This is a genomic window from Clostridium tanneri, from assembly GCF_033659955.1.
In the GTDB taxonomy this organism is placed as follows: domain Bacteria; phylum Bacillota; class Clostridia; order Clostridiales; family Clostridiaceae; genus Clostridium_AM; species Clostridium_AM tanneri.
In genome coordinates this window covers 25,501-40,791 of sequence record NZ_JARUJP010000022.1, presented here as the reverse complement: position 1 = coordinate 40,791, position 15,291 = coordinate 25,501, and the positions used below count along the sequence as shown (strand labels likewise).

The following is a 15,291-nucleotide window of genomic DNA, read 5'->3' as shown; positions in this document are numbered from 1 at the left end:
TTCCTTACTCCTTAATTTCCCCGGGAATAGGTTTTGTTGTAGTTCCAATTTGTTTAATAGTTACTGTTGTATTTATATCTACAGGTAAATCTTTAAATCCATTATTCCAATTTTTCTCGATTTTTTTCCATTCCTTAGGGTTGCTTCTACGAATAGCTTCTCCGAAACCAAATATATCACTCTGGAACTCTTTTTGCGCTCTCTCTATAACCTCCTTCATGTTTTTTTCCATATTCTTTTCTGTTTCAGCTTCTAGCTTTCTTATATTTTCTGCCTTTGTTACATCTACAGTACTTTGTACATCTCCCACGTTTCCCGATGCTTTAAAATCTATATATATCTTGGGTTTACCATTTTCAACCTTTCCTTTTACTGATGACTTTGAATTCTTAATTTCAATGCCTACATTACCACCTTCAGGACTATTAACGGTAACAACTGTGCTTTTAATCTTCCCCATTATCTGGTTATAACCTATGCCCTCTTTTTCACTTAACCATCCAATTAATTTATCTTTTTTAAATACCCCTATATTGTCTATGGCCAAAATCGCAGGGGGTTGAGAGTTTTTTATATTCTCATTTGTGCTGCCAATTTCTAAGTTTCCCTTTACTAATACCCCATTCATCACCGCGTCTCTTCCCTTACTACTAATACTATCTATTAATTCATCTAACTTGACAACACTAGTTGCTGCCCAAGACTGTTCTGAGCTTCTAAGAGATAAGTATATTTTATTAGCTGCAATCTTTTCAACAACGGATAATATGCTTAAAACATCTTCAGCTCTAGAATTTTTTGCCGTCAACATATATACATTGGACCTCATTTCATGATCCCTTGACAAAAAATCTAGCAGATCTTTAATGCCTTCTCTAGATACTTGTTCTCCAAATATAATTACTCTAACATGGGAAACATAGATTCTTCTGGAAGTAGACAAAGTCATTCTTCTTAAAGCTTCAAATATGCTTTTTCCCTCTGCTTTATACACAACTGACGCCGCCCGTTGACCTGAAGATTTTTGACCAGCAATTTCTGATGGATTCATAAGTTGAACGCTAACGGTGTATTTGTCACCACTTTTATCAATACCAATAGCTGTCGCAATAGAGAGTTCATTCAGCTCTCTTTTGCTCCAGCATCCCGTAAGTAGACTTGCCATTGATATAAAAATCAATATTATAGCTATCCTTCTCTTCATAACCATTCCCCTTTATTCAATAGGCTTCTCCTACCTTTATGGTTTACTATTCTACTGTTCGTCGCCTTTATCCTGTGTTTCCTTTTGTAGACTTGCACCTTCACGGACAACATCATCTTTATTAATTAGATTAGGACGTGTAACCATATTTCTCCTATTAACACGGATTACTGAATCTTCCTGATCCTCTAAATTGAAAGGCCCCATAGGATACAAATAGGGAATTCCAAAGGAACGGAGACTACAAAGGTGAAGTACCATAGTAATTAACCCTAAGGCCATTCCAAATAACCCAAAGGTGGCAGCTAAAAGCAAAAATGCAAAACGGAGCATTCTTATAGACATTGCCATATTAAAAGATGGAGATACAAAACTGCATATAGCAGTAAAAGATACTATAATTACCATTATAGGTGATACAATTCCTGCTTCCACCGCTGCCTGCCCTAACACTAGTGCCCCTACAATAGATATAGCTGATCCGATAGCTCTTGGCATTCTAATACCTGCTTCTCTAAGAACTTCGAAGGTAACCTCCATAAGCAGCGCCTCTACAGCGGCAGGAAAAGGTACTCCTTCACGTTGGGATGCAAGGCTGGTAAGCAGTGTTGTTGGTATCATCTCCGGGTGAAAGGTAGTTATTGCCACATAGGTAGCTGGAACAAGTAGTGCTAGCATAAAGCAAATAAATCTAAGGATCCGTATAAGAGTACTTATATCAGCTCTATTGTAATAGTCCTCGCTAGCCTGAAAAAATTGAACAAATAGTACAGGTATCATCAAAACAAAAGGAGTTCCGTCTACTATTATTGCTATTCTCCCCTCTAGTAATCCTGCAGCCACTACGTCTGGCCGCTCAGTGTTATATACAGTAGGAAAAATAGTAAAGCCTTCATCCTGAATAAGCTCTTCTATATATCCACTTTCTAATATTCCGTCTATATCGATTTTATCTAATCGTGTATATAGCTCCTGAATGATTTTATCATTTGCTATACCTTTTATATAAGCAACAGCTACATCTGTTTTTGTTCTCCTTCCAATCTGCTTTGTTTCTATCCAAAGATTAGGATCTCTAATTCTCCTTCGAATAAGTGCTGTATTAGTTCTTAAAGTTTCTGTAAACCCATCCTTTGGACCTCTGACTACAGTCTGAGAACTTGGTTCTTGTACCCCACGATCTACCCATTTTTTTGAAGTTATAGAAAGACATTGGTTAAATCCGTCTATTAAAATAATAGTTTCTCCAGAAAGCAGATCTGTAAAGAGATTATCTATTTTTTCTATTACCTTTATACTAGCTACAGGAAGGTCTACTCCTTTTAGAGCATCAAAACAGTTCTGCTGATTTAGACTGTTTCCTTTTAGTCCCTCTGCTATATTTTCTAGCACATAATCTACTATATACTCTTTATCTACCAAACCTTCTGTATAGAGCACTGCTATCCTTACACTATTATCTGCTCCACCGGTTAGTTCTCTTATAACTATATCTGAACTGCTTCCTGTCTTCTTATTAATACTATTGATATTCTCCTGTATATTACAACTTAACGGGTCCGCTTGAAAAACTGTATCTGATTGAATACTGTTAGATGTCGACGAACTTTTACTCTTATTTATAAAATGTTTAATGATATTCATAGGCAAAACCCCTATTTACTTTTTTATAGTTTTTTCTAATACTAGAAGTTTTATTCAACTGGAATTTTGTTAAAAGTTGTAACCTTTTTTTACCTTCAGAATAGTATAATAGTGTAGTTAATTTTATGGAGGTACTTATGTATTATAGAAATGACAATATGGATTTTGATCAAAACTTTAATGAGGCAGTAGACGATCCTCGTAAGAAAAAACATCAAAATAAGTGCGGCTGCACAGATCATACTACTGATCATCATCATCATACTACCGACCATCACCACCACACTACTGATACTACTACTGATAAAACTACTGACGGATTTGAAATGATGCCATTTGAAATGCAGCCAATGCATTATTCGCCATGTATGCAATGTCCTATGATGCATGGACAGCAGATGATGCATTGTCCTATGATGCATGAACATGAAAATATGCATTGCCCTATGATGCACGGACAACAGATGATGCACTGCCCTATGATGCATGATCAGCAAATACAACCTGCTGCTATGATGCCTTGTAATATGACCCGTGAAGATTTTGATGATGTTTATGAACATGATGATGACGATATGGATAGACAGCATCATCACCATCGACCACGCCGCCGTCGCCGTCGTCCTCCTTACTATCCTCCTTACCCTTATTATCCTCAATATCCTTATTTCCCTTATAGACCAAGACCTTGGTGGATGCGTTAATAATATTTTATAACACAAAAGTAGAGCGGTAAGCTAAATTACCGCTCTATCTTTGTATTGTAAAGCACCTTAGTTATATAAAAGAATATAATATTAATGTAACCATAATTAAGGAGTGTTTAAGTTGCCAATTTACCTAGATAACGCATCTACCTCTTATCCAAAACCTAATGTAGTTATAGACACAATGGCTAGTTATATGAAAAAGATAGGCGCCACCGCTGGTAGGGGAGCTTATAAAAATGCAAAAGAAACAGATAATCTTCTCTTTAATTGTCGTAAAATAATATGCAAACTATTTAACGGTAGTGACCCCAACAAGGTAATATTTACATCTAATATTACAGAATCTTTAAATCTAGTAATCAATGGTCTCTTAAAATCAGGGGATCATGTTATAGTCAGTAGTCTAGAACACAACGCCGTAAGAAGACCTTTAAAGACTTTAGAAAGAGATAAAAAAATTCAAATTTCCATAACTCCTTGTACTACTACTGGAATTACTGTTCCTGCCGACGTAGAGAAATTAATAAGACCAAATACCAAGCTTATAGTATTTACTCATGCCTCCAATGTAATAGGTACAATCCAGCCTATAAGAGAAATTGGCAAAATAGCAAAAAATCATAAAATTCCACTGCTTGTAGATTCGGCTCAAACTGCAGGCGCATATCCCATAGATGTTGTAAAGGACAACATAGACTACCTAGCTTTTACTGGTCATAAAAGTCTTTTAGGCCCTACTGGTACAGGAGGTCTCCTAATAAATTGTGATACTCACATGTCACCGCTAAAATCTGGAGGTACCGGTGGTGATTCTAAAAATCCATATCAACCAGAGGGTTTCCCAACTAAATATGAAACAGGCACGCCAAATACAGCTGGTATTGTAGGACTTGGTGAATCCTTAAACTATCTTTCTTCCATCGGAATAGATAAAATTAGAAAAAAAGAGGAAGAACTAGTAGACTATGCTCTTAAAAGACTACTAGAAGTAGAGGGTATAAAGATTTATGGTCCTAGGGATACAAAGAAAATAGTTGGAGTTATATCTTTTAACTTAAGTAACCTGTCTGTAGAAGAAATAGCTCGTGAACTTGATAGTAAATATGATATTGCAGTAAGGGCTGGTCTTCACTGTGCACCAACAGCCCACACTGTTATAGATACTTTAGATAGAGGGACAGTTAGAATTGGTATAGGATACTTTAATAAAAAGAAAGACATAGATATACTCGTAAAAGCTTTAAAAAGTATATCTATTGAAGCATCTAAAGGTAAAATATCTTAAGATAATATTGAGCAGTAAAAAGGGCCCCAAAAGGGAGCCCTTTTTACTGCTCAATATTTCCGTTAGTTACTTATAAATCTCAACGGGAGTCTTCACAGGAGTATACTGTTTAAGTAAATTTATATCTTCATTTGTCATTGCAATACAACCATAGGTCCAATCATATTTATTTCCTCCACCATGAATTCCTACTGCCCCGCCCAGTGGAGTATTCCATGGTGGCTGCTGTTTTAACTCTATAGAATCTTTTATTTTATTATATGTAGCTTTATCTATAAGACCTTTATCAAGACCTTTTTGTGCATCCTTAGTGTTTGGATAGCTTAGTCCCATAAAATAGGTGTACTTTGTTGCTCCATTTCTAGAGCATATGTAATAGGTTCCTATTGGTGTTCTATTATCCCCCTCTTTCTCCTTATCATCCCAAGGAGATCTTCCAAGACCTATTTTAAATCTTCCTATGAGCTTTCCGTCTCCATAAAGTTCTAGCAATCTCTTTTCCTTATAAACTTTTACTAAGGTCTTGCTTGGTGTAGCCTCCGGTTTACTAAAGTAAAGTTCAAGTTCTTGAACTTTACTTTGGTTACCATTGTATGTTTCCGTAAATTCTTTGTCCTTACTAATATTTACTTGTTTATATGATTCAATATTTTTATTTTTTACATGCCTTTTTATAGATAATCCTGTAATAAGAGAAATTAAGACTATTCCAAACACAAAAAATAATACAGGAGAAAGATTCTTCTTTCTTTTCAAGATTATCACTCCTCTATACACATTTATATAGAAATTTTAACACAAATTACAAAAATGAGCCATTAAAAATTTAATTATTTTTAACAACTCATTAAACATTCTATATAACCAGCTGGCATTGCTCATTATCTATTAATTTTTCAAATTCCTTTGCGTTAACAGGTCTGCTGAAAAAGTATCCTTGTATTTCATCGCAATTGAAACTTCTTAAGATGTTTATTTGGTCTATATTCTCAACACCCTCTGCAACAACTCTTATTCCTATTCCATGGGCTAAGTTTATTAAGGAAGAAGCAATAAGATTTTCTGTAGCTCCTGGTTGAAGTCCATCAATAAATGATTTATCTATTTTTATAGCATTAATAGGAAGCTTTCTCAAATAGTTTAGTGATGAATATCCGGTTCCAAAATCATCTAGAGATATATGTATTCCCATAGATTTTAGTTCAGATAATACATCAATAGCTCTATCAAAGTTTTCCATGACAACACTTTCTGTAATTTCTATCTCAAGCCATTTGGCTTCTAAACCTGTCTCCTGCAATACTTGTTTAATTCCCTCTACTATATCATTCCTCTGAAGTTGCTTTACAGATAAATTTACCGCTAATCTCAAGGGCTCTTTGCCAGATTCCTGCCAAGCCTTACTCTGCATGCAAGCGCTTCTAAGAACATACTCACCAATAGGTACTATTAGACCAGTTTCTTCTGCAACAGGAATAAATCTCCCTGGAGAAACTAATCCTTCCTTAGGATTTTGCCATCTTACTAAAGCCTCAACTCCTACGATAGTACCCTCTTTAGCAGAGACCTTTGGTTGATAAAACACAGTAAATTCTCTATTAATAAGTGCATTACTCAACTCGCTTTTCATTTTTATCTTTTCTACTACTTCAGAGTTCATATGCCCATTAAAGAACTCAAATTTATTTCTTCCAGTATTTTTAGCATAGTACATAGCAGTATCTGCATTTTTTAGCAGTTCTTCTAGATCTCTTCCATCACAAGGACTGATAGCAATTCCCATACTAGCTGTAACATAGAGAATCTCATGACCTTTTATATTAAAGGGCCTTTTAAATATATCTAGTATTAATTCTGCAATTTCAGTAATTTCTTTTGCTTCCTCACAGGAGGAAATTAAGAATATAAATTCATCTCCACCTAGATGACATACCTCATCTCCTTCCTTTAAACAACTTTTAAACAGTTCAGCAGCCTTACTTAAAAATCCATCTCCAACATCATGACCATAACTGTCATTTACTGTCTTAAAGTTATCCATATCTAGAAAGAATAAGGCAAAATTTTTATTATTAACTGCTAAATCTTCCACATGATTGTATAGTTTTTTCATAACATAGGTTCTATTAGGTAAACCTGTAATTTCACTGTAATAAGCCATATTACTAATTATTTCCTCAGCTTTTTTTCTTTCAGTTATGTCTGTAAGCGAACCTGCCATATGCGACACATATCCTTTTTTGCTCTTTATAGCTTTGCCTCTACATAAAACATATTTGTATTCACCAAAAGGAGTGCACACAGGAAATTCAAAACTATAAAAAGATGTATTTTCTTCAAAGTTTTCTGTAATTTTGCTCATAATATATTCTCTATCGTATCCAAATACCATTGTAAGCCAGTAATCCAAGTTATAGTTATTCCCTTTAGATTGAAGTCCCATAATTTCTTTGCATCTATCTGATACAAAAATTTTATTATTTACAAAGTCTGCATCCCAAATACCATCATTTGCCCCATCTATAGCCAGCCTATACCTCTCTTCACTAAGCATTAGTTTTTCATGCATATTCTGCAGCTCACTCATCTGCTCTCTTAATTCCTCTTCTTTAGCAGTAAGCTCTTCTATGAGTTCTAAAGTATTTTCCGCTGCCTTATTTAATTTTTTTGATAACACACCAAACTCATCTTTAGTGTCTATATCAATAACTCCATTTAAATTACCTTCAGCTAATTCTTCAGCAAACTTTAATTCCTTTTCCAACTGTGTGGACATATACTTGGAAATATAAATCCCTAGGAATACTGCTGTAAATAATTCAGCAACCATTAAAAGCTTAATTGCTAATGATACTCTATTATATACCTCATCACTTCTTATGTTGCTCTGCATTGCATTATTCATATTAATACTTATAAGTGTGTCTAGTGACTTAAACATACTTTCTTTAATTTTCGAAGCTTTTTGAACTTCTACTTTAGCTTCTTCAAAATTTCCTTTTTGAATAAGTTTAATTATTTCATTTCTTTCTGCTATATAACTTTCATACTCCTGTTTGAAATTAGAATAGATATCCTTCTCGTGATTAGTGGATTTAGTTCTTTCATATTTACTCATAAGAGCTTTATTTACTCTATCTAAGTATTCTATTCGATTTAAAGTCCTATATATGTTATCTTCATCAAAGTTTGTGTTTATAATAGTTAGTATACTTGAACGAATATCTAAAATATTTTCGTTTAATACATCTAAATCATGTATTGAAACGAGATTATTTGCATAAACACTTTCCGAATTATATTTTATTCTCTGCATACTGCTTATAGATATAATATCAACAGCTGCTATAAATAAGGATACAAGTAAGAATGCACTTAAAAGCTTCTGCCTTATCTTCATATTTTTTATCCACTTCATAATCTTACCTCTTGCCTATAAATTTTTACTGTATATAAAAAATCAAGCATTATTTAACATAATTGTACTAAACATACACCTAGTAATTTAAATTTTACTCTAATACAGAGCTATTTTCAATTGGTAAGGACTATTTAGTACTGAGATAATTCAAAATATTAGTGCAAGTATGAAAATAAGACAAAGTCTGTTAACTTTGCCTTATCATATTCCTATTAACGTCTTAACCCATACTAGGACACTTTCATTTTTTTCTCCAAGTAATGTATATTGACTATAGATCTTATTATGTTCTTCTATTTTCTTGTTATATTCCTCCATATCTTTTTTATACTGAGTTAACTTGGTGTTGTAGGTTATTATGCTGCTATTCCAACTTTTAGAGTTGTTACTGTCCTTCATGCTATCTATCTGTTTTTTTAATTCCTCAAGTTCCTTAGTTTCTTTAGCTATTTTATCTCCCATAGTCTTAATATCATTATTATACTTTTCTAATTGCAATCCTATTTCTTTTTCTATAGGTGACCCTTCATTAGATTGTGATGTCCTTATGTCTATTAGTCCTGCTACAGATACGACTGAAAGTATAATCATGAACATAAGAATGTCCAATATAAATGATTTTAGTTTTTCCATAATATCATCCCCAAATAGTTTATTATGTTTACATTACTTTTAACATATAAATAGTAAACACACTTTACCATATGATGAGTTATGGAATAATATTACTTAAATTAAAAATATTTTTGAATAATAATTAGCATATATTAAGCTCTAAAAAAAGGCTTTTCTCAGTTAAGCTGAGAAAAGCCTTTTTGTAGTAATTAGCTATCTATTCTACTATTAATTATAACTAATGGTTAATTATGAATCGGCACAGCCATATACTTTTCACATTTTCTAGTAAAATACTCTATATTTTCATGTATTTCTTTCACTTTTTCTGGAGTTATATTACCTCTGCCAAGTCTATCACATAAAGAAAATAATCCTATCTCTTTAATACTAACTTCTTTTATCATAGCATTAACATCTGCAAAAGGTAAATTTTTAACTACAAATAAAGTGTGCATATGCCACCTTACTATAGAAGATACCTTTTTTATAAAATCTTCGCTGCAATTAAACTCTCTTAAAAATTCTATAGAAAGTTTTTTACCTACCCTATCATGATCATAGGAAGTTATTCTTCCCTTTCTCATTTTTGTGGTTGGTGCCTTTCCAATATCATGAAGAAGAGCTGCCCACATAAAGGCTTTTGGATCTTCACTTTTGTTCTTTCTCTTTGCAGCTTCATTAATCACAAGCATAGTATGATTCCATACACTTCCTTCTGGATGATATACTGGTGATTGGGGAGTTTTAATTAAATCTCCTAACATAGTAAGGGGGTAAGTATTTTCAAATACTCCACTTTTTATTAATTCATTAAAATATCTTGAAGGCTCTTCATCTGACATCAAATGTTTATCAAAGTCTTTAAATATTTCCTGTAAATCTTCCATCTAGTTCTCACCTTCTTTTAAGAATTAGTGATATTATTTTCTCCAAAAATCATTTATATTATTTTGTATATCTCTAGCACTTCTGACAACTGTATTAGGATGCCATTCTTTTGGAAAAAGATTCTTATATGTTCTATTTCCGAACCTTTCATCTATTAATAAAATAACACCTTTATCTCTTTCTGTCCTAATTACTCTTCCTGCAGCCTGTAATACTTTATTCATGCCAGGATACATATAAGAATATTCGTAGCCAGAACTATTCTTTTTGTTAAAGTAATCCATTATTATATCTCTCTCCAAAGAAAGCTGAGGTAGTCCTACTCCAACAATAACAGCACCAATTAGCCTGTTTTCTTTTAAATCTATGCCTTCTGAAAATACTCCTCCCAATACGGCAAAGGCTACCAGCGTTTCTCCATTACCTTCCTGGAAATTTCCTAAAAAAATCTCTCGTTCTTCTTCTACCATATTGTTTTTTTGTATTATAGTGCCATATCCAGGATATTTCTCACTAAAATCCTCATAAACCCTTTCCATGTAGCTATAGGATGGAAAAAACACTAAATAATTTCCTACTTTATTGTCAATGGCAGCCTTTATATACTCTGATACTGTAGAATAAGTGTTTTCTCTATGCTTATATTTTGTAGAAACTCTATCTGCAATTAACAGTTTTCTATTTTCTACAGAAAAAGGTGATAACAATCTAACTGAATAATCATCTTTAGTTCCACCTAATATCTCTTTAAAATAATTCATAGGTGATAGTGTAGCTGAAAACAGAATAATAGCCTTTGCTCTTTTCATAGCCTCCCTTAGAAGATGAGAAGGGTCTAGGCAAAATATTTTCATTTTTACATCACTATTGATTTTTTGCAAGTAATTAACAAAGTGTTCATCATATAATTCTGCTATTCTAGTATATGTAAGCACGTTAAAATATAATTCTAACAGTTCCTCTTGGTTTTCTGTCTTTTCATTACTAGTAAGAAATTCTTCAGCTTCAGAGGAAAACCTTCTTAAAAGGGGATATATTTCTTCAAATTCTTTTTTTTGTATATACACATTCTTATCTGCCATCTTTAACTCTGTATTTATATCACTATATCCATCTATGGAGTCTTTTTCCAAAGCCTCCCCTTCGCATAGCTTTCTAAACCCTAACATACAAGAATTTATTTTTTCAAGAGCTCTAGCAATCTTAGGCGCTACTTTCTTCATAACCTTTTTCAACTCTAAAAAGGAACTCTTATTAAGTTCTGCTGAAAACATTTCTCTAGCTCTATCTACTAAATTATGTGCTTCATCAATCAAAAATACATAATCCTCTTCTCCGCTATCAAAAAACCTTCTCAAGTAAACTCTTGGATCAAAGGCATAATTGTAATCGCAAATAACACAATCAGCTAATAGTGCTAAATCTAGTGAAAATTCAAAGGGGCAAATTTTATATTTATCTGAATACTTTACTATCACTTCTCTACTCATAATGTTTTCTTTAGTCAAAATTTCCTTAATAGCTTCATTTACCCTATCGAAATGTCCTTTTGCATATTGGCAGTCTTCAGGATTACAAGAAGACTTTTCTTGAAAACATATTTTATCCTTAGCTGTCAGCGTTATTGTTTTTAGTTGTAACCCTGCAACACCCATTTTTAACACCGTTTCTTCTACAACAGTTCTCGTTATTGTTTTAGCTGTTAAATAGAATACTTTTATAATTAACCCTTCTCCCATTGCCTTTACAGAAGGAAACAGTGTGGATATAGTTTTTCCTATTCCTGTAGGTGCTTGTGCAAAAAGTTTCTTTCCTTCCTTTATAGTCCCATACACTGCAACAGCTAGTTCTCTTTGACCCTTTCTATAAGCTTCAAAGGGAAAGGACATATTCTTTATTGAAATATTCCTCTTTACCATCCAATCTCTAGTGAAGTTAGCCCAAAAGTAATAACTATCTAATAAAAAAAATAAAAATTGCTGTAGTTCCTCTATATCAAAGCCTTTTACCAGCCTTTTAGTCGTATTACTATTTAAATTATAATATGATATTTGTACATTGATATGTGATAGGTTATTTTGAACACCATAGATATAGGCATAACATTTAGCCTGAGCCCAGTGAAGAGGATTATAATTTTCGTCTATAAACTCTAGTGGTCTTGTTACACTTTTTATTTCATCTATAGTTACCTCCTCATCTTTTACTATTATTCCATCTGCACGGCCTTCAATTACAAAGGAGAAATCTTTATATTCAAAGGTATGCTTTAAACTCACCTCTGCATTGTATTCAATTCTTATATTTTTAGTTTGATCAATCTCCTCTAACTGTACCTGTCTTTCCTCAGAGTATTTATCTTTATATTCTTTTTGAAGCTTTTGATGAGCCTTAGTACCTTCTTGTGCTCTACTAAATCCCGTAAATCTACTATCTAAATCTCCACTTCTTAAAATAAATTCTACTAAATTTCTTACGGATATCCTAATTATATTACTTTCCATAAAATCACCTATTTACATTCTAAAGAATGTTCTTATATTTTACAATTAGATTTTTATGTTAAACTCACAAATAACTATAGGGTTCCACTCTTAAAGCTTAGAACCCTATAGTTATTGAATTATACTTATCTTCTATATTATCTTGTTATCTAGTTCATTTGATTCATTAACCTGTTTTTTTTTCCCAAATCTCTCTTTTAATACTCCTATTACTGCTGGAAGTAACGAAATGAAAATTATAGCAAAGATAACCACAGTGAAGTTTTTCTTCACAATAGGAATATTTCCAAAGAAATATCCACCAAATACAAATAAAGCAACCCATAATACTCCACCAGCTATATTATAAGACATAAACTTAACAAAATTCATTTTTCCAATTCCCGCTACAAAGGGCGCAAAAGTACGTATTATAGGCATAAATCTTGTTACTATTATAGTTATTCCTCCATGCTTATCGTAAAAAGCCTGAGTCTTATCTAAATATTCTTTATTAAGAAACTTAACATTTTCCTTACTAAATACTTTAGGTCCAATAGCTCTTCCTACATAGTAATTTACTGTATTTCCAAGAATAGCTCCGATGACTAAAAGTGAAAATAGCAAGTAAACATTTAGTGAGCCAAGAGCTGCGAAAGCTCCTGCTGCGAAGAGCAAAGAATCTCCTGGAAGAAAAGGAAGTACTACCAATCCAGTCTCACAGAATACAATTAAGAATAAAATTAAATATGTTCCTGTTCCGTAGTTTTGTATTACTATGTTTAAATACTTATCAAGATGAATAATAACATCTATAAAACTCTTTAGTAAATCCATTTACACTTCTCCTTTTATACATTATTTAATTATTATATTTACGGATATAGTATATACTACTTTCTCCTCAAATTCAATGAAGAGAGTATTAACAGGTTATAAACCACAAAAGTAGTAACTATTACTTTTTAATAATTATTACTTTTATTTCAATCCAAAATCTGTTATAATTCACTTATGATAGATATAACTCTTGCAACTAACTTAGTTCTAACATAATTATAAAGTCCTTATAATAAGTTGTGATAATATTTGGGCCTCTTTATAGCATAAATATATACTATCGATAAATAATATTAGATTTTAATCCTGAAAGGAGTAAATATATGAATATGAAAAAACTTAGTGTAAAATTAGTAATTTCAATCGTTTCTTTGATTCTAATTACATTAATAGCTATTGCAGTACCTAGTTACTTTACCATTGTTGGTGAATCAAATAAAACTCTAAGAATTCAAATGGAAGAAAGGGTTATGTGCGCCTGGGATGTTGCAGATGGACTAAATTTTAACTCTAAAACAGAAGAAGAAGCTAAAATTGCTTTTTCTAAATACATAATCTCTCGTCAAGTTGGAAATAATGGATACGGATACACCTTTGACTCTAAGGGAAAATTTATCTTTCATCCTGATACAAAACTTATAGGCACTGATGGAAACCAATATGATTTCATAAAAGAAATGATCAAAAATAACAGTGAATTTTCAAATCAAAAGTATGGACATGCAATGGTTAAAGAACTTAAATACGATTGGCAAGGGAAGAAGAAATTTGCTTACTATACTTACTATGAGAAATGGGACATGTATGTTGTATTAAGTGGAGATATTAAAGATTTTACAGGAACACAAAACAAAGCATTACTTGTTGTATTTGGAGTTGGGTTTATTATATTGATTTTAACTTCTATAATAACCTTCTTTATGTCTAAAAAGATATCAAACCCTATAGAAAGAATTGCTGAAGCTATGAATGAAGTTAAGTCTGGAAATTTAAAAATTCAACCTATTAAGTTAAATAGACAAGATGAACTAAAGGAGCTTTCAGATAACTTTAACTCTATGGTTTTAAATATATCAGGAATGATTAAAGGAATTCAAGCTAACTCTAGTATACTTCACGAGCAAGCAGAAAGCTTATCCGCTATATCAGAAGAGTTAAGTTCTTCATCTCAGGAAGTTGCAAACGCTATACAAGAAGTTGCTCAAGGGGCTTCCGAACAGGCTGAGCAGCTAGGGGCAGTAAATGATAGAACCGCTAATTTCGGTGATGAAGTAAATAATATTAGCAGAAAAATAGATGACGTTGATGACAGTGCTCTAAGAATAGATTCAATGGCAAAGGACAGCAGTACTGAACTTCAAGCAATGTCAAACTCAATAAAAGAATTAAATAATGCTTTTTCAGGACTAATTAGTGAGATATTAGGGTTTGAGAAAGATATGAAAAAGATTAATGAAATTACTACTGTTATTAACAATATAGCAGATCAAACAAATTTACTAGCTTTAAATGCTGCCATAGAAGCAGCTAGAGCTGGAGAGGCTGGAAGGGGTTTCTCTGTAGTTGCAGATGAAATTAGAAAACTAGCTGAACAGTCTAAAGAGTCTTCTCTTGACATAAATAAACTTCTAAATGATATAACAGGAAGGTCTAGTGTAGTTACTGATTCCACTAAGCAGGTTAAAGATGTACTATTTAATCAAGTAGAAGGAATTAAGGATTCAATAAATTCTTTCAAGGAGATTGTAGCAGCCATCCAGGTAATACTTCCTCAAATGAATGCTATAAAAGATTCAGCTATGACTATTAATGTAGAAAAAGACCAGATAGTAGAAAAGATAGAAATTGTATCTTCTGTATCTGAGGAGACTTCTGCTGCTGCAGAACAAATCTCTGCCTCTAGTGAGGAAATGAGTGCAAGTTCGGAAGAGGTATCAAATTCCGCACAGAAGCTAAATGAAGTAGCACAGAAGATCACATCCCAACTTAATAGATTTAAAATATAAAAAAAGGGAAAGCTTGTCTTCTTAATCAAGCTTTCCCTTTACTTAAATAACAACAAACAAAATTAAGTTTAAAAAGGAGATATTTTTATTATAATATATGTTTTATCTCTTTCAAACCGGAAATTGCAACCATTAGAGTTTAGATGCCTATGAATTAAATTTTAACTCTAAGGGCATATTAACTTTAGAGCA

Annotated in this window: 11 protein-coding genes; 3 read left to right on the top strand and 8 right to left on the bottom strand. The window is 32.5% G+C overall.

What is annotated here, in order from left to right; genetic code table 11:
* Positions 1 to 4: 4 nt before the first annotated feature.
* Together P8V03_RS15445 and P8V03_RS15440 are read right to left on the bottom strand one after the other, a co-directional pair.
* Positions 5 to 1,204, bottom strand: a complete 1,200-nt coding sequence (locus P8V03_RS15445) for a Ger(x)C family spore germination protein (protein ID WP_318798861.1) — start codon at positions 1,202 to 1,204, stop codon at positions 5 to 7.
* Positions 1,205 to 1,255: 51 nt separating this feature from the next.
* On the bottom strand, positions 1,256 to 2,848 hold the full coding sequence (locus P8V03_RS15440; protein ID WP_318798860.1) for a spore germination protein: 1,593 nt from the start codon (positions 2,846 to 2,848) through the stop codon (positions 1,256 to 1,258).
* Positions 2,849 to 2,973: 125 nt separating this feature from the next.
* Here P8V03_RS15440 and P8V03_RS15435 point away from each other — a divergent pair, with 125 nt between their 5' ends.
* Complete coding sequence (locus P8V03_RS15435) at positions 2,974 to 3,552, top strand: hypothetical protein (RefSeq protein ID WP_318798859.1); 579 nt, start codon at positions 2,974 to 2,976, stop codon at positions 3,550 to 3,552.
* 124 nt (positions 3,553 to 3,676) lie between these two features.
* Positions 3,677 to 4,843, top strand: a complete 1,167-nt coding sequence (locus tag P8V03_RS15430) for a cysteine desulfurase (protein ID WP_318798858.1) — start codon at positions 3,677 to 3,679, stop codon at positions 4,841 to 4,843.
* Between the two features lie 66 nt (positions 4,844 to 4,909).
* On the opposite strand, the gene P8V03_RS15425 is transcribed toward P8V03_RS15430, so the two are convergent.
* The 6 genes from P8V03_RS15425 to P8V03_RS15400 all read right to left on the bottom strand — a co-directional run bounded on the left by P8V03_RS15425 (position 4,910) and on the right by P8V03_RS15400 (position 13,090).
* A complete protein-coding gene (locus tag P8V03_RS15425) occupies positions 4,910 to 5,608 on the bottom strand; it encodes a L,D-transpeptidase family protein (protein WP_318798857.1) in 699 nt (232 codons plus the stop codon).
* Positions 5,609 to 5,699: 91 nt separating this feature from the next.
* Complete coding sequence (locus P8V03_RS15420; RefSeq protein WP_318798856.1) at positions 5,700 to 8,261, bottom strand: EAL domain-containing protein; 2,562 nt, start codon at positions 8,259 to 8,261, stop codon at positions 5,700 to 5,702.
* Between the two features lie 204 nt (positions 8,262 to 8,465).
* Positions 8,466 to 8,897 (bottom strand): hypothetical protein, encoded by a 432-nt coding sequence (locus P8V03_RS15415; RefSeq protein WP_318798855.1) that lies wholly within the window; start codon positions 8,895 to 8,897, stop codon positions 8,466 to 8,468.
* A gap of 227 nt (positions 8,898 to 9,124) precedes the next feature.
* Positions 9,125 to 9,769, bottom strand: coding sequence for an HDIG domain-containing metalloprotein (locus P8V03_RS15410; RefSeq protein ID WP_318798854.1), 645 nt, complete (start codon positions 9,767 to 9,769; stop codon positions 9,125 to 9,127).
* A 33-nt stretch (positions 9,770 to 9,802) separates the two neighbouring features.
* Positions 9,803 to 12,274 (bottom strand): ATP-dependent DNA helicase, encoded by a 2,472-nt coding sequence (locus P8V03_RS15405; protein WP_318798853.1) that lies wholly within the window; start codon positions 12,272 to 12,274, stop codon positions 9,803 to 9,805.
* A gap of 132 nt (positions 12,275 to 12,406) precedes the next feature.
* Positions 12,407 to 13,090, bottom strand: a complete 684-nt coding sequence (locus P8V03_RS15400) for a DedA family protein (protein WP_318798852.1) — start codon at positions 13,088 to 13,090, stop codon at positions 12,407 to 12,409.
* Positions 13,091 to 13,416: 326 nt separating this feature from the next.
* On the opposite strand from P8V03_RS15400, the gene P8V03_RS15395 reads away from it, so the two are divergent.
* Positions 13,417 to 15,099 (top strand): methyl-accepting chemotaxis protein, encoded by a 1,683-nt coding sequence (locus tag P8V03_RS15395; protein ID WP_261671278.1) that lies wholly within the window; start codon positions 13,417 to 13,419, stop codon positions 15,097 to 15,099.
* Positions 15,100 to 15,291: the final 192 nt, after the last annotated feature.

Bases quoted from the DNA above. Each gene is read 5' to 3' on its own strand.
- P8V03_RS15405 (WP_318798853.1), bottom strand. From the start codon at position 12,274: ATGGAAAGTAATATAATTAGGATATCCGTAAGAAATTTAGTAGAATTT.
- P8V03_RS15420 (WP_318798856.1), bottom strand. From the start codon at position 8,261: ATGAAGTGGATAAAAAATATGAAGATAAGGCAGAAGCTTTTAAGTGCA.
- P8V03_RS15440 (WP_318798860.1), bottom strand. From the start codon at position 2,848: ATGAATATCATTAAACATTTTATAAATAAGAGTAAAAGTTCGTCGACA.
- P8V03_RS15400 (WP_318798852.1), bottom strand. From the start codon at position 13,090: ATGGATTTACTAAAGAGTTTTATAGATGTTATTATTCATCTTGATAAG.
- P8V03_RS15410 (WP_318798854.1), bottom strand. From the start codon at position 9,769: ATGGAAGATTTACAGGAAATATTTAAAGACTTTGATAAACATTTGATG.
- P8V03_RS15435 (WP_318798859.1), top strand. From the start codon at position 2,974: ATGGAGGTACTTATGTATTATAGAAATGACAATATGGATTTTGATCAA.
- P8V03_RS15395 (WP_261671278.1), top strand. From the start codon at position 13,417: ATGAATATGAAAAAACTTAGTGTAAAATTAGTAATTTCAATCGTTTCT.
- P8V03_RS15445 (WP_318798861.1), bottom strand. From the start codon at position 1,204: ATGAAGAGAAGGATAGCTATAATATTGATTTTTATATCAATGGCAAGT.
- P8V03_RS15415 (WP_318798855.1), bottom strand. From the start codon at position 8,897: ATGGAAAAACTAAAATCATTTATATTGGACATTCTTATGTTCATGATT.